General features: G+C 45.7%; 21 protein-coding genes. 3 read left to right on the top strand and 18 right to left on the bottom strand.

Translation table 11 applies throughout. The annotated features are described in order from the left end of the window. Positions 1-52 precede the first annotated feature (52 nt). The 17 genes from AB4512_RS09840 to AB4512_RS09760 all read right to left on the bottom strand — a co-directional run bounded on the left by AB4512_RS09840 (position 53) and on the right by AB4512_RS09760 (position 15,701). Positions 53-1,276, bottom strand: a complete 1,224-nt coding sequence (locus tag AB4512_RS09840) for a beta-ketoacyl-ACP synthase (protein ID WP_017062286.1) — start codon at positions 1,274-1,276, stop codon at positions 53-55. After that, positions 1,273-1,998 carry a 3-ketoacyl-ACP reductase FabG2 gene (locus AB4512_RS09835; RefSeq protein ID WP_017062285.1) on the bottom strand — a complete coding sequence of 242 codons (726 nt, stop codon included), beginning with the start codon at positions 1,996-1,998 and terminating at the stop codon, positions 1,273-1,275. The genes AB4512_RS09840 and AB4512_RS09835 overlap by 4 nt, the downstream gene beginning before the upstream one ends. Continuing rightward, positions 1,995-2,459, bottom strand: coding sequence for a hotdog family protein (locus tag AB4512_RS09830; RefSeq protein WP_017062284.1), 465 nt, complete (start codon positions 2,457-2,459; stop codon positions 1,995-1,997). The genes AB4512_RS09835 and AB4512_RS09830 overlap by 4 nt, the downstream gene beginning before the upstream one ends. Then, positions 2,452-3,651 (bottom strand): beta-ketoacyl-[acyl-carrier-protein] synthase family protein, encoded by a 1,200-nt coding sequence (locus AB4512_RS09825; RefSeq protein WP_017062283.1) that lies wholly within the window; start codon positions 3,649-3,651, stop codon positions 2,452-2,454. The genes AB4512_RS09830 and AB4512_RS09825 overlap by 8 nt, the downstream gene beginning before the upstream one ends. Before the next feature lie 5 nt (positions 3,652-3,656). Beyond that, positions 3,657-4,280: a DUF3261 domain-containing protein gene (locus tag AB4512_RS09820; protein WP_029235408.1), complete on the bottom strand. Its 624-nt coding sequence runs from the start codon at positions 4,278-4,280 to the stop codon at positions 3,657-3,659. Continuing rightward, a complete protein-coding gene (locus AB4512_RS09815; RefSeq protein ID WP_048659798.1) occupies positions 4,277-6,649 on the bottom strand; it encodes an MMPL family transporter in 2,373 nt (790 codons plus the stop codon). Before AB4512_RS09815 ends, AB4512_RS09820 begins: the two co-directional genes overlap by 4 nt. Further along, a complete protein-coding gene (locus AB4512_RS09810) occupies positions 6,621-7,301 on the bottom strand; it encodes an outer membrane lipoprotein carrier protein LolA (RefSeq protein ID WP_017062280.1) in 681 nt (226 codons plus the stop codon). Before AB4512_RS09810 ends, AB4512_RS09815 begins: the two co-directional genes overlap by 29 nt. After that, on the bottom strand, positions 7,288-7,791 hold the full coding sequence (locus AB4512_RS09805; protein ID WP_017062279.1) for a thioesterase family protein: 504 nt from the start codon (positions 7,789-7,791) through the stop codon (positions 7,288-7,290). The genes AB4512_RS09810 and AB4512_RS09805 overlap by 14 nt, the downstream gene beginning before the upstream one ends. 39 nt (positions 7,792-7,830) lie before the next feature. Continuing rightward, positions 7,831-9,378: a histidine ammonia-lyase gene (hutH, locus tag AB4512_RS09800; protein ID WP_017062278.1), complete on the bottom strand. Its 1,548-nt coding sequence runs from the start codon at positions 9,376-9,378 to the stop codon at positions 7,831-7,833. Next, positions 9,356-11,155, bottom strand: coding sequence for a glycosyltransferase (locus AB4512_RS09795; protein ID WP_372174848.1), 1,800 nt, complete (start codon positions 11,153-11,155; stop codon positions 9,356-9,358). Before AB4512_RS09795 ends, hutH begins: the two co-directional genes overlap by 23 nt. Continuing rightward, positions 11,148-11,510, bottom strand: coding sequence for a 3-hydroxyacyl-ACP dehydratase (locus AB4512_RS09790; RefSeq protein ID WP_017062276.1), 363 nt, complete (start codon positions 11,508-11,510; stop codon positions 11,148-11,150). The genes AB4512_RS09795 and AB4512_RS09790 overlap by 8 nt, the downstream gene beginning before the upstream one ends. Positions 11,511-11,598: 88 nt before the next feature. After that, positions 11,599-12,987, bottom strand: a complete 1,389-nt coding sequence (locus tag AB4512_RS09785) for an AMP-binding protein (protein WP_372174846.1) — start codon at positions 12,985-12,987, stop codon at positions 11,599-11,601. A gap of 6 nt (positions 12,988-12,993) precedes the next feature. Next, positions 12,994-13,551 (bottom strand): septation protein IspZ, encoded by a 558-nt coding sequence (locus tag AB4512_RS09780; protein WP_017062274.1) that lies wholly within the window; start codon positions 13,549-13,551, stop codon positions 12,994-12,996. Next, positions 13,551-13,808, bottom strand: a complete 258-nt coding sequence (locus tag AB4512_RS09775; RefSeq protein WP_004739745.1) for an acyl carrier protein — start codon at positions 13,806-13,808, stop codon at positions 13,551-13,553. Before AB4512_RS09775 ends, AB4512_RS09780 begins: the two co-directional genes overlap by 1 nt. Positions 13,809-13,818: 10 nt before the next feature. Further along, entirely contained in the window at positions 13,819-14,079 is a 261-nt protein-coding gene (locus AB4512_RS09770) for a phosphopantetheine-binding protein (RefSeq protein WP_004736154.1), read from the bottom strand. Positions 14,080-14,184: 105 nt separating this feature from the next. After that, entirely contained in the window at positions 14,185-14,955 is a 771-nt protein-coding gene (locus tag AB4512_RS09765; protein ID WP_017064140.1) for a 1-acyl-sn-glycerol-3-phosphate acyltransferase, read from the bottom strand. After that, entirely contained in the window at positions 14,952-15,701 is a 750-nt protein-coding gene (locus AB4512_RS09760) for a beta-ketoacyl synthase chain length factor (protein WP_372174845.1), read from the bottom strand. Before AB4512_RS09760 ends, AB4512_RS09765 begins: the two co-directional genes overlap by 4 nt. 72 nt (positions 15,702-15,773) lie before the next feature. Between AB4512_RS09760 and AB4512_RS09755 the strand changes: the two genes are divergently transcribed. From AB4512_RS09755 to AB4512_RS09745, 3 genes are read left to right on the top strand one after another with little or no spacing between them, the layout of a single operon-like run. Beyond that, positions 15,774-16,163, top strand: coding sequence for a hypothetical protein (locus AB4512_RS09755; protein WP_017062271.1), 390 nt, complete (start codon positions 15,774-15,776; stop codon positions 16,161-16,163). Between the two features lie 28 nt (positions 16,164-16,191). Next, a complete protein-coding gene (locus AB4512_RS09750) occupies positions 16,192-17,265 on the top strand; it encodes a methyltransferase (RefSeq protein ID WP_372174843.1) in 1,074 nt (357 codons plus the stop codon). A gap of 23 nt (positions 17,266-17,288) precedes the next feature. Further along, positions 17,289-18,530 carry an NAD(P)/FAD-dependent oxidoreductase gene (locus AB4512_RS09745; RefSeq protein ID WP_017062269.1) on the top strand — a complete coding sequence of 414 codons (1,242 nt, stop codon included), beginning with the start codon at positions 17,289-17,291 and terminating at the stop codon, positions 18,528-18,530. 128 nt (positions 18,531-18,658) lie between these two features. Here the strand turns inward: AB4512_RS09745 and AB4512_RS09740 are convergent. Then, on the bottom strand, positions 18,659-19,054 hold a 396-nt coding region (locus tag AB4512_RS09740; RefSeq protein WP_372174842.1), incomplete at its 5' end, for a Fe3+-citrate ABC transporter substrate-binding protein.

Here is a 19,054-nt window from a genome sequence, read left to right as displayed (position 1 = left end):
CGCTAATCCGCGATGAACCTTTTTATTTACTTAGCGTTTTATGTAGCTAAGCTTAGACTTTCTTGAAGATGATAGAGGTGTTGATTCCACCAAAAGCAAAGTTGTTGCTCATCAAGTATTCAACATCCAATTCGCGACCTGAGCCCGTGATGTAATCGAGCTTGCCGCACTGTTCATCGACATTCTTAAGGTTTAGGGTTGGGCTGAACCAACCGCTATGCATCATCTCTAGGCTGAGCCACGCTTCAATTGCACCACATGCACCAAGCGTATGGCCAAAGTAACTCTTAAGAGAGCTGATTGGTACTTCACCAAAGATATTCGCTGTCGCGTTACTCTCTGCAATATCACCTTTTTCAGTCGCAGTACCGTGCGCAGAAACATAGCCAATCTTCTCAGCTGGAAGTTGTGCGTCTCTCAATGCTTTCTCCATACAGATTTGCATGGTTTCCATCTGAGGTTGAGTCACATGAGCCGCATCACAGTTGCTCGCAAAACCTATGATTTCTGCGTAGATCTTTGCGCCACGAGCAACAGCATGTTCGTACTCTTCAAGGATCAGGGTTCCAGCGCCTTCGCCGATAACCAAGCCATCACGCTCGCTGTCGTAGGGGCTAGGGGATTTCTTGGGTGTGTCGTTTTTTAAACTGGTAGCGAAAAGGGTATCGAAAACGGCAGACTCAGTTGGGCATAACTCTTCACCACCACCGGCAACCATTACGGTTTGGTAACCATGCTTGATCGCTTCATAGGCGTAACCAATGGCTTGGCTTCCTGAAGTACAGGCGCTGCTGGTGGGAATCACGCGGCCACGCAGACCAAAGAACAGACCTACGTTTACCGCGGCTGTGTGTGGCATCATTTGAACGTAAGTGGTTGCTGTGATTGCTCGTGTCGACTTCTCGTTCAGCATTACTCCGAAAGCACCAACCGCATCGGTACTGCCAGTTGAAGAGCCGTAAGCGATACCAGTTTCGCCATTGGTCAATACATCGTGACCAATTAAGCCGGCTTGCTCCAATGCATTCTCAGTCGCAACGGTAGCTAGGCGTGATACACGGCCCATGCCACGCACTTGCTTACGCTTGTAGTGTTTAGGCAGTTGGAAGTCATCAATAGGCGCGGCAAGTTTTGTGTTGAGACCATCATATTGCTCGAAGCTTGGCATATATTGAGTCGCATTTTCACAGGCCTTTAGCTTAGGCTCTATCTGTTGCCAGTCGTTACCAAAAGCAGTAACACCAGACATTCCAGTTACAACAACGCGGCGGGTCATACTAAGCCTCCATTTACTGAAATCACTTGGCGAGTTACGTAGCCTGCAATATCAGACATTAGGTAGCTGACTAGGCCGGCTACTTCTTCCGGCTCACCCATACGGCGCAGTGGTACTTGAGGAAGTGCATGATCTTTCACGTGCTCGTCAACCATACCTGTGTCAATTAAGCCAGGAGCGACACAGTTTACCGTGATCTTGCGTTTTGCGAGTTCTAGAGCAAGAGACTTAGTTGCGCCAATCACCCCCGCTTTTGCTGCAGCATAGTTAGTTTGACCACGGTTACCCATAATGCCGGATACCGACGCTAGAGTGACGATACGGCCACCTTTACGCTTTTGAACCATAGGCATTACACAAGGGTGAAGTACGTTGTAGAAGCTATCTAGGTTGGTATGGATCACACCATCCCACTCTTCTTCCGTCATCGCGGGGAATGCAGTGTCACGAGTAATGCCCGCGTTGTTCACTACACCATAGTAAGCACCATGTTCAGCGATATCAGACTCAAGCTTTTCGCGACACTCGCTTCGTTTGCTGATATCAAATTGAATAAGACGTCCAGCGCCACCCAGTTCGGTGATCGACTTTAGCGTCTCTTCAGCACCTTGCTTGTCACCCATGTAATGAACGGCGATTTCAAACCCGTCTTTCGCGAGTTGAATAGCGATCGCTTTACCAATACCTTTACTGGCACCAGTGACTAAAACCTGACGGCTCATGATGGGCTCCTAGTTTTCATTTCTTGTAATTTTTGTTCGGTCGGCACGTAGACGTTGAGTTGGCATTGAGCCACTAACTCACCTCGGTCTTCGACTCTTGCGGTAAACACAGCCATACCGCTGTCTTCCATCATCTGTTCGGCGTAGATATCAAGGGTCTGACCTTGAGTAAACTCATCACACAGTGATTTATAGCGACGAGAGCCGAGTAAGAATCCGATTGGGGGCGTGGTGCCGTTTTTAAGTGCGTGATATCCAGACCATGCCGCTACAGACTGCGCCATAAACTCGATTCCAACATATGCTGGTACCGTTTGAGATTCGGCGTCAAAGAACAGATTATGGTCACCAATATCGACCTGACAGTGGATCGACAACGCCTCTACGCTGATAGCACGATCGATTAATATCATCGGATCATCGTGAGGGAGAAGTTGGTCTACAGAAGGGATATCAGTCATTTACTACACCAAAAATCAGGCTAATGTTGTTGCCACCAAAAGCAAACGAGTTGCTTAAGATGTTCTTTGCTTTAAGTTTCTGTGAACAGTTTACCAAATCAATCTCAATATCTTCAGCTTTATCCTGACATTTTTGTAAGGGAAGCGGTAAGTCATATTTCAAAATATGCCACGCAATTGCAGCCTCAATCGCACTTGCTGCGCCTAGAGTATGCCCGGTCAGCGGTTTGGTAGAACTGACGGGAACCTTGTTTGCAAAAATACGATGAATGGCTTTACTTTCCATCGAGTCATTGAGTGGCGTTGCTGTACCATGTGCATTGATATAACCAATGTCTTCTGCGTTTAACTGTGCAGAATGTAACGCTTTTTTCATTGCTTGTTCAGCACCATTGCCTTCAGGGTGAGGCGCTGAAATGTGGTGTGCATCAGAGCTGTCCCCACAGCCCAATAAGGCAATGTTTGACGTGTCTTGTGCTGCATTAACACCGGCTAACTTTGTTTTGCTGAGCAACATAAATGCCGCTGCTTCTCCTATGTTGATACCTTCTCGGGTTGCACTAAATGGCTTACAATGTGTTGTTGAGAGTGCTTCAAGACCGTGGAAACCATTGAGTGTCAGCTTACACAATGTATCCACACCACCCACTAACACGGCATCAGCCATACCTGAATCTAATAAGCGCTGGGCGGTCAGAAATACGCGGCCACTGGATGAGCAAGCCGTAGATATGACGTAGTTTGGCCCCGTTAATGCGCAATACTGGCTAACGAACTCTGAGGTATCACCAAGCTCTTGTTTTGAGTAATGGTAATCTGCTGGAAACTCGCCGTTTGCCAATTTTTGTTTGAAGACTGCTTCACCATCGGAGATCCCAGATGTGCTGGTGCCAATAACAACAGCAATTCTATCTGCGCCAAACTGAGATTTGGCTTGCTCGATAGAATCTTCAATTTGGTGAAGAGCCGACAGCGCCAGTTGATTGTTGCGAGTGGCGTATTGCGTAAGATCTGAAGGAATCGGTGGTAGTTCACCCGCGATCTGACCAACGACAGTGTGTTTACCATCGTTCAGCATATCGTGCACTTCGACCATATTTGATTCACGCTCGTCTTTTAGACAGCCATGAATATCGGCAATCTCTGAGCCTAGCGCTGAGTGGAAACCACAGTCTTGGATGTAAATAGGCATAGTGTTCAACTCTTACTTGGATTGTCGACAATCGTTGAGTTCAACGTTTGTACGGTGATGTTGTAGCCCAGGGTCAAATGTTTGAAAACAATGTCGCCTGCCGTTTTGTGTGTACCAGGATCTGTTTGGTAATCAATTTGAATGATTGCCTGTTGGTTTTCATCAAATACGGTTCTTGTTTTGTCGGTATCGACTAGGTGCCAACCTATGCTTTGTAAAGGCTGAGCCCATGCTTCAGCCGGCCATAAGGTAAGCATTAAATTAAATAGCACCTGTTCAGGTTGTGGCAAAGTTGCGCCAAGCCCAGACAAAACCTGCGTATCAATTACTTGATTCTGGTATTGCAGCGATAGAATGCGAGTACCCCAAGAGGAGAACCCCGCCAAAACCACTTTACCTGGTGTGACTTCGACTTGAACCGGAAGCTGCTGTGTATCATTTTCCCACGTAGCGCTAATCAACTGACTGGCTGTTAATGAGTATCCCAGTTCAGCTGGCAGTGGTAGTGCTAGATCGGTGTCTTGATCGATAGACACGCTCGCACCACTTGGCTGCTGAGAAACCATCGAGCAGGCACTCATTAGAATGCCCACTAGTATGGCGAAGGTTACCTTTAATGTCTGGATCATCTAAAAGCCTCTCGAGTAATTGGTCCTTCTACGTTTTTACTACTGTTGATCGCGAGTGGAGAAAGCAGCCAAGCGACAAAGATCCCTGTCAGAACCGTCACCCCGAAGCTATGAATAGCATGAGTCTGGCTCAGCGACAGTAAGCCGAATGAAAGTAGTGTTGTGAGACCTGACAAGGTGATCGCTAATAAGGTGCTCAGCGATTTCTTTTGCTCAGCAAAGAACAGGGTGTAGTCTATGCCAATCCCTAAAATCAGAATCAAACCAAGCAGGTTAAATAGGTTCAGTGTCGAGCCTAAAATGCCCGTGACCGCCAAACCTGCTACGCCTGCAATCAATGAAGGCAACAGCATTAACAGGCTTTGCTTCACACCATAGCGCCAGCCTAACAGCATGCCAATAGCTGCCAATGCTATCAATAACAGCTCGGTAATCTTGACGCGGTACTCAGCAAAAAGAGAGGAGATTTCATCCGCTTTATTGAGGTGTTTCACACCTTGCTTCTGAGCAAAATCTGACTCCAACCACTGTGAGAACAGCTCAGCATCAGTGACGTCTTTTATCAAAATGACCGACGCTGCTTGCCCGTCGATAGGTTTTAACCAAAGTGGTCGAACAGGCTCTGAGACTGGAGACTCCAAAAATCCAGATACCGTGATTGGTTCGAATTTTGGTAGTTCTGGAAACGTAGACCAACCGAGAGAGCTTTGTAATATATGGCTTTGTTGACTATAGAGTTGTTCAACCAACTGATAGTTATCATGCTGTTCTTGTTTACTTAACAAGTGTTGATTGATGCTGCGATACCCGGAGATACCTTGGCTATTGACCAGCGAATCTAAGCTTGTGGTGATTTCTGTCAATTTTTTGAGTAGCTTTTGGTCGCTCTGAGCTGTGACCAAAAGCATATTTTGACCACTGCCTAACCCTGATATCTCAGTAATGGCTTGTTCTTGTTGTTTGAGTTGTTCGGGCATAGCCTGAAGCTGGCGAATATCGTCGTCGTAACGAATTTGACTGAGTGACATCAAGCTAACGACAGTCACTGTTAACGGTAAGCCAATTCTAAATTTTTGGTTGCTCCAAAGGCTTAACCAAGTATGCCAAAGTTTCGACAGGGGAAGAGGGCGCTCTTGGCCTGGTTTTACCGCTAAAACGGGGTACCAGCACACCACACTGGCGTAAGCTGCGATCAGTCCAATCGACGAAAACAGAGCCAGTTGCTGCAAGCCTGGGAATGGCGCAACCAGTAGCCCTAAGTATCCGATTAAGCTGGTGATTAAACCTAGAGTGATGGCAATGAAAATATGCTTTAGGCCTTTATCGCTCTGCCAGTGGCTTCCTGCGGCCAAACGGTCAGTGAGATAGTGAAAAGAGTAATCGATGGATACGCCAATCAAGCTAGCGCCAAACACCAAGCTGAATAGATGCACCTTACCAAAGATAGCGACAGTGCTTGCCAGTGCAACCAATAATCCTGTACTGATTGAGAGTAAAGATAAGGCAAGTGGTAGCGCACTACGAAATGTCAGCCACACCAATAAAATAACGCCTGCCAATGAACCCAAACCAATGGTACTAATTTCTGATTTCGCGCTTTCGGTACCGTAATTGGCGTAGAACACCACACCAGTATGCTGCACCTTGACGCCAAATTGTTTTTCGACCTCGCGCTCAATTGAATCAAGATCTGGAAGTTGTTCTTGAATCGCCAAGCTATAAGGTGAGTCCGCCAGAGTAGCCGTGACTAAAATATGAGTTTGCTCATTCGACTGGGCCGTGAGATAGCCCTCTTTCAGAACAAAGTTACTTGATTGGACGCCAATAGCACTGATGTAGTCGCGAAATAACAAGAATGGGTCGAGAGATAACTCTGCTGCAGTGACGCCTGAGAATGGATTGTACAGAGACTGAATGACATATTGAGCTCGCGAATCAGGCGAGTGTGTCAGCGTCTCTTTTTGTTGTTGGGTCAGCAGTTGAGATCGGTGACGAAAATAGAAATCGCTCCACTGGCTTTGAGTGCTGGCGTTGATTTTACCTTGAACTTGCTTAAACAGAGTTGGCTGACTTGAAAAAGTTCTTTGGTTGAGAGCTTTTTCAAAAGCGTCGGTCGCAACCATGGTTTGTTCGATATCGGGAGCGCTTATGATAAATACCACTTGCTCGCTCATCGAGCTGGATATCTGCTGAAAGGCTTGCTCTACCATTGGGTCTTGCTGGTTTTCGGGCAGTAACTTTAGAATGTTGCTTTCAATCGGTACCGACGAAGAAAAAGCGAATTGTTTGGTCAACAACCCGCTAAACAGCATTACAACAACAAGCCAAACAAGGGCAAGACTAGAGTTGGAATTGTTTCGCTTCAGCATCTGATAATACTTCCGGTAGATGGCTTAACTGACTGAATTCGATCACTGTGCTATCTCCACGAATCTCTTTCAACTCAATACGTTCAATATCGCTGTTGCCTTGCAGCGTGATAGCCTCAAACACCGCATTCATCGGTGCATTTTTGGGCTTTAGAGTCAGTGTCCATGCTTGTACATTTTCATCAGAGCTGGTGTTAGTTGCGGGCTCAAAATTGAGTGCGAACTGTTCCTGAAGTTTTTGCGTGTCCCCATGAAACACTGACAAGAAGATATGGCTGAAATAAAACGCCATTGGATTTTCTTTGTCGGTGATGATTTTTGCGGGTTGATCGGCAAACCTTTGGCTCAGTTTGTTATCGGTGAGCACTAAGTTCACGGGAAACGGAGTGGTTTGTGTCCAGAGTAAGCCACTTGATTTGTCTAACAGAAATGTACCTTGTGACGTTAAAGGCTGGGCGAACATCTCCATATTGCGTGTTTGAGTGAACTCACCACGCACAATACTATTTTCGCTGAGCACCGTCTGCAGCTCTGAAATAGAATTGACAGCAGCAGAGTTTTCTTTGGCGCTTACAAGGCCGCTTGTCATCATCGCAGTAAGTCCAATTAGCGCGATATTGATGTATTTGCGACTGCGTTTAAACAGATTCATGGTTCACCTGCTGTGGGTTAGAGGTTTGTGTTTGATGTTCAGTTGCTAGAGGTAAGCAACCAAATTGGTGCCAGTGTTCGACTTTGTCAGTAAACACTTTGGGTGAGGCAAAGCACATCTCTTGTTCTTCGATGGTGACGGCAACCTGCATGGTGTGAGCACGTGTCATTCGAGCACCGGTTAGAGCATCATGAATTTCATAATCGACGCGCAGGCGATTTTCCCACTCGGTGAGTTTCGCCGTTACCTTAATCTTGTGATTAAACGGTATCGCCTTAATGTATTTCACGCGGGTATCGATGATAGGCCACATGTAGCCAGAATCCTTCATCTCATGGTAGTTGTACTCAATCTTATCCATCATGATGCGCCTAACTTCTTCAAAGAATCGGAAGTAGTTGCCGTGATAGATCACGCCCATTGGGTCGGCATCTTGGAATGAGGTGATAAGCGTCACCTCAGATTGTAATGGGTGAAGGATTTCAGACATAAATCGCTCTCAACAATATTGCGTAAAGGGTTGGCTACTTTATGAGTAAAGTGACCAGTGCTGACTTTGAATACGAGCAATGAAGTGGCGTAGATCGCCTTCAAGTGGTCGATCTTCTACGATAAATTCAAACTCCTTAAGCACTTCGTCGCGAATGTGCTTGAGGTTCTCACTCATGTGGTGCTCATCAAGCTCATTGTGGCGCTTACGAAGTTCGAGTGCTTGTGTCCCCGCCAGTAGTGACGCTGCTGCCACTTGTTCGGTTAGCTCTAGAACGCGTAAACAGTCACGAGCTGCGATGGTGCCCATACTCACTTTATCTTGGTTGTGACACTCAGTTGAGCGAGAGAATACGCTTGCTGGCATGGTGTGTTTCAATGCTTCTGCTGTCCAAGCTGAAACGCCAATCTGTACTGCTTTAAAGCCGTGGTTGATTGGCTTACGTTCGCCTTCAGCACCCGTTAGGTTGAATGGCAAACCGTTGTTGAACTTGTAGTCCATCAGCTGAGCCATTTGACGGTCAAGCAGATCAGCAAGGTTCGCAACTGCAGTTTTTAACGTATCCATCGCCATTGCAATGTGTCCACCGTAGAAGTGTCCACCGTGCAGTACGCGCTCATTATCACCATCGATAATTGGGTTGTCGTTGGCACTGTTTAGCTCGTTCTCGATCATTTGGCGTAGCCAAGGCAGAGAGTCTTGAACCACGCCGATAACATGTGGAGCACAGCGCAGAGAGTAACGATCTTGGAGGCGATCACTGTTACGTGGCGGGCGATCCGCTTGCAGATCATCACGCAGCCATGCAGCAACTTGTTGTTGACCAGGATGAGGTTTGACTGCAAACAGCGCTTCATCGAAATGGAAGTCATTGCCGTGCATACCGACTGATACCATAGCGGTGATCTTAGTTGATAGCTGAGCTAGATATTCCGCACGCTTGTAAGCGATACAAGCTAATGCCGTCATTACAGACGTACCATTCATCAACGCCAAGCCTTCTTTTGGCTTAAGTTTGATAGGGCTAATTCCTAACTCTTTGTAGACGTCACTGGTTGGGCGCACTTCACCTTTGTAGATTACATCACGCTCACCAATCAGTGCTGCGGCTAAGTAAGACAGAGGTGTTAAGTCGCCACTGGCACCCACCGATCCTTCTTGAGGAATGCGTGGTGAGATGTCTTGGTTGATTAGGGTAACGATCTGGTTGAGTAGATCGTGAGTCACACCAGAGACACCTTGTGATAACGAACAAAGACGAGTTGCAAGGACTGCACGAGCTTGTTCGTGAGACAATATTTCACCTAAACCACAGCCGTGAAAACGTGTTAAATGCAGTGGTAGCTCGTCAACTAGGTTTGGCGGAATCGCAACCGTACATGAGTCACCGTAACCCGTCGTTACACCGTAAATCACACCTTCTTCTTTCAATAGGCGTTCTAAGAAAGCGACACCACGGTCGATCTTAGATGTGAATGCTTCACTTGTGTTCATCGAGGCTTTTGCGCCTTGTGAGATAGCGACAACATCCTCAATCGTGAGGCGCTCGGCACCAAAGGTGATGCTATTTGGATTCTTTTTCGTCATGGTGCTTGCTCAATGTCCAAAAATTAAAAAAGTTGTACCACTGAAGCGGTGCTTGCAGTGTGTAGTGCTGAAGTCGATTTGCGTATTTTTGCACGACTTGCTGTAAAGATTGTTCGCGAGTCTTTCTTGGTAGCTCGATCTTGTTGCTAAAATGCTCGAAATAGACATTAAAATGCGGCTTAGATTGTGAGTCGTCACGTAACCCAAACAGCAAAAATACGGGTGCTTTGAGAACCGAGGCTAACATAAATGGACCTTGAGGGAATGGAGCTTCCTTACCTAAGAACTCAGCCCATACTGAGCGGCTCTCTTTGCTGGTGGAAGTTCGATCGCCGACAATCACGATCCATTCGCCTTGCTCTAGTTTCTGTTGTAACAAGATAGCGGTATCAGGCCCCATCGATGTCACCTGAATCAGATTTAAATCAGACTGCGGGTTAACCGCTTTCATCACGGAATTAAAACGTTCGGCGTGTTCTGTAAAAACCAGGGCGTTGATTTTGATGTTCGAGTGTCTGCGACCTAAAGCTCGGCACAGCTCAATATTGCCAAGGTGAGATCCAAGGATTAGCACACCTTGCTTATTTGCCACCATGCTCTCGAACTGGTCTTGGCCATGAATAGTCAGGTTATCTGCCGAGAAATCACCTTTCCATGCCGCGAGCTTGTCGAGCATCGTATGGCCAAATGAAAGCAGATGGTTGTAACTGGTTAGTTCTCCGGGGAGCTCAATATTTTGCTGTTCCGCATAGGCTTTTAATTGGAATAGATATTGTTCGGAAGCGTTTCGCGCACGCTGGCCCGTCGAGTGGTAGTAACGCATCACACCACGCAGAATGAGGTTGAACACACCGCGACCTAACAAGGTATAAATGGCTAATAACAGCTTAATGCCTAATACTGTGCCGCGTTCTTGAGTGCGGGACCAGTGTGGTTGTTCAGAAGCTTGCGGCTCTGAATCAGTCGATAAATTTGGGTTATTATCAGCTGAATCGGATTTGAAATGGCGAGCAATCAGTTTTGGTGCTCTTGGCAGCATGCTGAAGAATAGACGTGTATGCATCCAACTGATTTTGACGTTATCCCACAACGCATCGAAATGAGAGATGCCGTTCTCAGGATAGATAACGCGCGTTTCAACGAAGTCTATGTCGCAACCTTCCCAATACAGGCGAACCAAAATCTCGATATCGAAGTCCATTCTCGAACCAACATCGTACTTATTCAACACAGTTTGAGTTTGGTTGATAGGATACGCTCTAAAGCCACACATGCTGTCTTTTATTGATAAAGAAAGGGTTTCTATCCATACCCAGATATGTGTCGCGTAGCGCCCATAGAGCCTTGCTTTGGGTACGCTGTCGTCGTAGATAGGCTGGCCTGATATCAGACGTTGTGGCTTAGCTTGTGAGGCCTCAATCAATGTTGGCAAGGCTTCCAGGTCGTGTTGCCCATCAGCATCTATCTGAATAGCGTGGCTAAAGCCTAGTTGCTGCGCTTTTTTGATTCCGGCTTTTACTGCGCCGCCTTTACCTTGGTTCTGTTCAAGCGTCACCAAGGTTACGTTTGAATTCTCTGCTAGGGGAGACAGAAACTGTTTTGTTGTGAGTTCACTGCCATCGTCAACGATGATGATCGGTAACTCAAAATGATGAAGTGACGACACCACAGCCGGCATGGTTGCGCCATGGTTAAAGCACGGGATAAGGAAGCAAGCCTTGTAGCTGCTTTCTTTTGTGTGGTGTTGAGAAGTAGCCTCGACGGGAGCGCTATTCACTTTTTTCTCCCAGCTTCATTTTGCCTGAAGAGTGGGTCTGTTCACCGTTGTTTGATGTGTAACTAAAGCTCAGCTTGTCTTTGTCAGCATCCCATTTGAGTGATAGCTGGATTGTAGCGTCAGGCAGGATAGGCTCTTGGAACTTAATGACTTCCATTCCTTTAAAGAAACCAGGAACGCCTAACTCTTGGACTGCGTAGTGAAGTGCCCAATCAATTTGCGTGACGCCAGGTAGAATAGGGAAGCTCTTGAAGTGCCCATTAAAGTCGGTGATATCTCCGCTAACATGAAGTGTCAGGGTCGATTCATTTTCTACCGTGTCTACAGCAATGATGTTTGGTTTTCTTTTATCCATAGGGCGTGCTTAGAATCCTTGGGCAAATATTGGTTCTTTGACAAAAATATAAAAAGATAATCTCAGTGTAAAATACGATCAGCGGTTTCTATGATTTTATTAGCTGTTCTATGTGAGATGTTAATCGCTTACCTTGGCTGTTGAGGGGGATCTCATCGACAACACGGTATTTTCTCGGGATTGCGATTGGCTCTAACCACTTTCTGAGTTCTGTACGCAGCATCAACCAGAATTTACCTTTGCTCATGGTCGATAGAGCGGCTTGGCCTTCATCTGATAATACCAAAACAGAGGCTAATATTAATCGCTCAGGCTCCTCAAATGGAATAACCACGCACTCACTTATCCAAGGCAGTTGCTCCAGTCGCTTTTCCACTTCAACCAGTGATACTCGCTTTTCTTCTATCTTGATCACTCGGTCCGTTCGGCCCTTCAATATGAATTGATTCTCCGAGACCATCTCGCACTCATCAGAGGTTTGATACCAGTTATTCTTATCGATGTACGGCGACAATAACTTAATGCAATTCTCACTGTTGAGACTAGCCTCAATACAGGCAAAAAGCTGCCAAGGCGTTTGAGCGCTCTCTTGCTGACGAAATGCGATGCCACCGGTTTCTGTGCTACCAAAGACTTCAATCGGTAAATGACCAAGCAGATCTCGTGACTGGTGAGCCGACTCGGTAGGCAATGGACCACCCGAAGAGAAGATTCCTGCAAGTTGTACCTTGTTGGTCTCATGCTTTAATCGTTTAAGTAGCGCTGGGCTGCTGATCAGTACACAGTTTTGATTTGCGTGAGATAAGATCTGTTCTGGGTATTCAAGGTTGTGTCGAGCAAATGGAACACCAGAGCATAGTGGCCATAAGATTCTAAACAGCAAACCATAGATATGTTGATGAGAAACTGTGCTTTGGATTTGGTTTCCCTTGAGTAACTCACCCCAGTTCTTGTGTAACTGAGCTGTCTCAATATCGAGGTGCTCTAACGTTTTATCTATCGCTTTTGGCGTGCCACTTGAACCTGAAGTGAACAGAGTTAATGGGACTGTTGCCAAATCAATGGTCGTAAGATTCTCGGTTAGAGGTTTTTGTGCTTCAGTGTTTGAATCCAATAAGGTTTGGATATTAGGAACGTCATTCACCTCAACTTCGCCAATCGAGTTATCAACTAGCAGGCAATCAAACTGCTTACTTAACTCAGCAAGCGCACATGGCTGGTAGTTGCCCGGTAAGATGATGTGTTTGTTGGCTGCTGTACATGCCAAAAAGGCCACCGCAAATAGGTAGCTGTCTTGGGTACAAATCGCGATTCGTTGAAAAGGGGATAAAGACAAAAATTGTACGAGTTGAGATAAGTCGTCGTTAAATGTTTGCCACGTAATCTCGCTATTGTCGTCAAAGCAGACAATAGATTCAGGGGCTCTGTCCTGGCTAAGAAGCTCAGACAACGAGGTGTAAGATACGGTTTGGGTCATAACAATTTAACTCTGACGAATGCGCTGTCTTACTACCCACTCTCCTGCAAAGAGTAACCCTGCAAACAGATAGCTGAGTAAGCCATTGTATAGGGTCCATACTTCTAGCGGTTGGAAGCAGGTGTAAAGGGCAATAGAGCCATTGATAACAAAGAACAAGCACCACACTTTGGTGACTTTTCGTGTGTAATCAACGCCACTTTGCGGAAGTTCAGGCTCTTGAAGGCGAGCAAGACGTTCGATAATCGTTTGTGGTTGCCATAGGCTCGAAGCGAATACAACCAGCATACAAACATTAACGATAACGGGATAATAGGTTAGCCAGCCGTGTTGCTTAAAGGCTAAGCCTAAAGCCAGCAGAACAATACCGGCACTTCCACTGATCCAAGCTAGGTGTTTTAGCTCTTTGATTTTAGCCTGACCGCCGGTGAAAATGCGTACAGCAAAGATAGCGGCTAAGGCAATACCAACGGTTTGTAAGCCAAACTTGTTGAGTCCAAAGTAAACCGCTATTGGATAAGTGAAAAGTATAATTGCCGACAGTAAAGTCAGCAGAGGACGCATTAGGCGTCCTTCAATAGTTCAACCACAGATTCGACAACGTCATTAACGGTGCGCACTGCTTTGAACTCTTCAGGTTTTATCTTCTTACCTGTGACGTTCTGTAGGTGAACGACCAAATCAACGGCATCAATGCTGTCTAGGTCTAGATCAAGATAGAGATGAGCTTCAGGGGTGATATCTTCAGCGTCAAGCTCGAACAGCTCAATAAGCGCATCTTTAACCTGGTTGTATACTTCTTGTTGGTTAGCTTGTGTCATAAAGATCTGTCTAGTTATTCGTTTGAGAAGAGATGTAGTTCGCTAGATTTTCAACTGACGCAAAGTGCTGTCGAGTGTTTGAATCATCTGCATCGATAACAATGTTGTACTTTTTCTTGATAGCAAGGCCAAGCTCAAGGGCATCGATAGAGTCTAGTCCAAGTCCATCACCAAATAGTGGAGCTTCCGTTTCAATCTCATCAATGCTCATGTCTTCAAGGTTCAATGCGTCGATGATCAGTTGTTTCAGTTCGTTGTGTAATGTTTCCACTTTGGCCTACTTAATGCTTTATCTGAATGCTGCTTTAAGGGGGCGATTCTACATTATATGAGGTATTTTCGAAATGCCGATATCGCCTGTTATGTTATTGATACGCTAAATGTTTTCTTCGGAAGGGAAAATTGTTTGTGCAAGATGATGATTAAGTCGCCTTGCTGCCGAAGTTAAATTATTTGAGCCTTCAATAAATGGTTCGACTTCTATTTTACCTTTCACCGCGACATGAAAAAAGGGCTTCGACGCAGGAACTTGATACCATTTTTTCTCTTTCGTTAAGAATGTCGGAGAAACCGTAATATGAATCACGCGTAAATCGGTTTGTGTTCGAGTCGCGATTTGTGCCGCCCCACGCTGCAAGGATGGTTCAATTCCTGGCGTTGTGCGAGTTCCTTCGGGAAAAATCAGCATGACATTGCCACGTGAGAAGCGTTCTTCACAGCGCTCTAAAAGATCGTCAGGGGCTTGGTTCGGTATATAACCTGCCGCTTTGACAATCCTTTTCATAAAAGGGTTTTCCCAAATGGCCGCTTTGACGAGGCAATCACATTGAGGAAGTTGAGAGGCGATCAGCACATAGTCAATCAAACTTGGGTGGTTGGCGACGATAATGCAGTTACGGTCGTTACGCAGTAGTTCTGCACCATCAATTCGGTAATCGATTGCTCCGGTGAACTTCATGATTTGGCAAAAGGCGTTGAATGAGAAACGAATCAATCGCTGTGCTTTAAGCTCTCTTTTAATGGTGTTGGAAGTCGTTAGCGCGATAGTGGGTAAGATTAAGAAGCTTAATACTAAGCCACCTAGACCAAAGATGGTAAAGCACAGCCCTGTCGCGAATACTCGCCAATATTGGTCGATTTTGCTCATGATTGTGGACCTGTCTCGGTGTTATTTACCCAAGACCAAGTTTGGTGCTTGCCAGCAATAGCCCACTTATTTGCGCCCAATAAGATATGTTGGAGCGTTTGTAGCCCTTGTGGTAACACGGAAGGTGCTTGGTTGGTCTCTACTGTCCTAGTAATAGAGTATTCACTGCCAGCGGTGAGCACTAAGCCCAGCGCATAATCAGCAAAGTTCTGTGTTTCGTACTCTTGGTAGAGCTCGGGCAGAGGTTGGTCGAAATCGATAACTAACACTCGATGCGACGGATATTGATGAAGGTAAAGATAAGCTTCGATCAGAGCGTTATGGAAAGTATCTTGCCCTGCGGCTATTGAAGTCAGTGGAATCGGTGCTTTGGCGGCAATGGTGGTTAGACCAGCTGCGGTATTATGTACCGACTGCGAGAACGCCATTGGTGAGGCATCGTCACCTTCTAATATCGACTGAATTAAAGTGGCGGTTCGATGCAACTCACCATGTCGGCTAGCAAAGACCAGATAATCAATCGAGGTGTCTTTTAATAGGGTTAACGCGGTTTGGACAGCAAGTTTGCTTTGCACACTCATTCGGCGGCGCATCATTGGAGGAATAGCTTTAAATTCAGTTGAGCCATCTTGTGGCCAATCTAAATTAGTGCTCCACGCTTGCCATTCAGCAATAGAATTGAGCCCCGCTGAATTTGCAGACCATTTCTCAATATTAAACGACATTAATTGGGATTGATTTGACATAGAGTATTGATTTGCTTTGAGTCTAACTAAATACTATGCGCGCTTATAAATAAACACAGATAAGGAATTTAAATGAAATTACTAAAAATAGCAGTTTCAATGTTATTCATATTCGTTCTTGCAGGATGTGGACGCGTCCAACCTGTAATGAATGTTGAGGATACTCCAGTTGCACTGAATCTTCAAAGTAAACAGGTTAAATCAGCTATTTCTGAATCTGCTGAAAATCGAGGCTGGTTGGTTTCAGAAATAAAGCCTGGTTTGATCCGCGCTGAATTGTATGTTCGTTCGCACCACGCTGTGGTTGAAATTCCTTATAGTGATAAGTTTTACTCTATTCTTTACGTTGAATCAGAGAATTTGAAGTACGACGATGGTGAAATACACCGTAATTACAACCGTTGGGTTAATAACTTAAACGTTGATATTAAACGTAAGCTTGCGCAAATGGCAGCTGAGTAACTCTCTATTATTTAAAGTTAGGTTTTTCGTGTCGGAATATAAATTAGATCCATTCAACGCATTAGAAGCAAAAACAGAAGCGCAGAAATTGTCTTTCGCTCCGATTGTTTTTCATACTGCTCGTACACTTCGTGATTTAGGCATTTTGAAAGCGTTAGATGACGCGGGCAACGAGGGTTTACCAGCAGAGTCTATCTCTGAATCGACCGGTGTCTCTGAGTACGGCGTGAAAGTCCTGCTCGATATGGCGTTAAGTGCTCATATTGTGACTTGGGAAAAGCCTAACTACAAAATGGCTAACCTTGGTTTCTACCTTCTGCATGATGGTATGACTAACGCAAACATGGATTTCACAGCCGATGTTTGTTATGCCGCGATGATGCATCTAACAGAAGCGATTGAAGAAGGCACACCTGCAGGCTTGAAAGAGTTGGGTGATTGGGAAACCATTTACCAAGGCTTGTCTCAATTGCCAGAAAAAGCAAAAGAGAGTTGGTTCAAGTTTGATCACTTCTATTCGGATCGCTCGTTCCCTGTGTTACTTGAAAAAGTCTTCAGCAAGAAACCTAAGTCGCTGGTGGATATCGGCGGCAACACGGGTAAGTGGGCGATGCAATGCTGCAACCATGATGCGGACGTTGAGGTGACGATTGTTGATTTGCCACAGCAGCTAGAAATGGCAATGGCAAACGCGGCAAAGCATGGTTATCAAGAGCGAGTCACGCCATTCCCAGCGAATATGCTCGATAAACAGCAAACTCTGCCAACGGGCGCGGATGTTTGGTGGATGAGTCAGTTCCTTGATTGTTTCTCGCCAATGGAGATTCTGAGCATATTAAAGCGCGTTCGCTCTCATATGTCAGAAGATGCGACTGTCTATATCCTTGAACTGTTTTGGGATTCACAGAAATACGATGCGGCTTCTTATAGCTTAAACGCGACGTCTCTCTACTTTACCTGCTTGGCCAATGGCAACAGTCGTTTTTACCGCAGTGAAGATTTCTTAGAGATTGTTGAAGAAGCAGGCTTTGAAGTGGTAACGCGTACCGACGATATCGGTCTTGGTCACACGCTTCTAGAATTGAAAGCTGGCGCGCAATAAAAATAACAAACATGGCTTAAATAATGAAAAAACTATCAACTCAAGTGGTGATCATCGGAGCTGGGCCATCAGGGTCTATTGCTGCGTCTTTACTTCATAAAAAAGGCATCGATGTTCGAGTGATTGAAAAGAGCGTATTCCCTCGCTTTTCTATTGGTGAAAGCCTATTACCAGCTTGTATGGAAGTGATTGAACAGGCTGGGATGACTGACGCAGTGATCAACGCTAACTTCCAATACAAAGATGGCGCTGCCTTTCGCAAAAATGGCGTTTATACGGCGTTTAATTTTGAAGACAAGTTCTCTTCTGGCCCTGGAACTACGTTTCAGGTTCAGCGAGGTGCCTTTGATAAGGTTTTGGCAGATACGGCTGAGGCGCAGGGTGTCTGCATTGATTACCAACATGAGTTAATGGGCATTAATTTCACCGACGACAGCACCATTTTAGATGTACAAGTGCTGGGTGGAGAGCGTTATCAGATAGAAGCGCAATACGTTCTGGATGGCAGTGGTTTTGGTCGAGTGCTACCAAAAATGCTTAACTTGGCAGAGCCGTCATCGCTCCCTCCACGCAAAGCTATTTTTACGCACATTAACGATCATATTGCAGAGGTGGATACCGATCTTGAATATGACCGAAATAAAATTCTTATCTCTGTGCATCCAACCAACCCTGATGTTTGGTATTGGTTGATCCCGTTTAGTAACGGTGTCTCTTCGTTTGGTGTCGTAGGAGAGCCTAAGTTCTTTGAGTCCTATCCAGAAGACAAGATTGCTGCAATTAAACAGCTGGCAGCGGAAGAGCCGGGCTTGGCTGAGATACTGGCAAGCGCCGAGTATCCAAACCCTGCGGGTGAAATTGGTGGCTATTCTGCCAATGTAAAACATTTGGCGACGGATAAGTACGCGTTGCTTGGCAATGCCGGCGAGTTCCTTGACCCGGTGTTCTCGTCAGGCGTGACGATTGCGATGAAGTCGGCACAGTTTGCGGTTGAGTGTGTCGAAAAGCAACTTAACGGTGAGAAGGTAGATTGGGAACGCGATTATGCCGCTCCTTTGATGGTTGGTGTAAACACCTTTAGAACGTATGTTGAGGGGTGGTACTCAGGTACTTTGCAGGATGTGATTTTCTATCAAGATCCAAATCCAAAGATTAAGCAGATGGTGTGCTCAATTCTGGCGGGTTACGCATGGGATCAAGCCAACCCTTATGTGAAAGAGTCTAAGCGCCGATTGGCGACACTGGCTGAGATATGCCGAAACTAGGTAATCGATTTTGTATGTAGCAATACTCTAAATTGCCACGATGGATCGTCATAAATTAAAAACAGCCGCAATGTGCGGCTGTTTTTGTATCTGAAAAATATGGGCGGTCAGCTTAATCGGATTTAAGCCTATTTTAAGTCGATGCTGTTCAATCGTCCCATAAATATAAGTAGATCAATTACGTCTTTGTGAGCATCAAGCAGCGCACGTTTGGTTTGGCTGTAAGCGGCAAGTCTGCCGTGCTTTCTAATGGAGCACACCTTAGTTTTGTATTTGTAGTCGCCGTTTTCTGAGAATACACGCCACTTAGCGATGTAGCATTCGTCGCGGTGTTCGGGATCACTCTGAGTTGGATTTGGTTTGAATACAATTTTGGGTTCTAGACTATGAGGCAGGCGCGTCATCAGGTAGGGCTCTTTGAGGACTTTGGGCCAAAATTTGCCCCATAGCTGTCTCCCCAGTTCATCTCTTAATTTAATGGTTTTCTTCAGTGCTTTGTCTTCACCCATACGAACAAAACCGAC

The sequence above is a fragment of the Vibrio sp. 10N.222.52.B7 genome, assembly GCF_041474275.1.
GTDB classification, from domain to species: domain Bacteria; phylum Pseudomonadota; class Gammaproteobacteria; order Enterobacterales; family Vibrionaceae; genus Vibrio; species Vibrio crassostreae_C.
The sequence above is the reverse complement of the archived record's forward strand: the minus strand, read 5'-3'. Positions and strand labels throughout refer to the sequence as shown.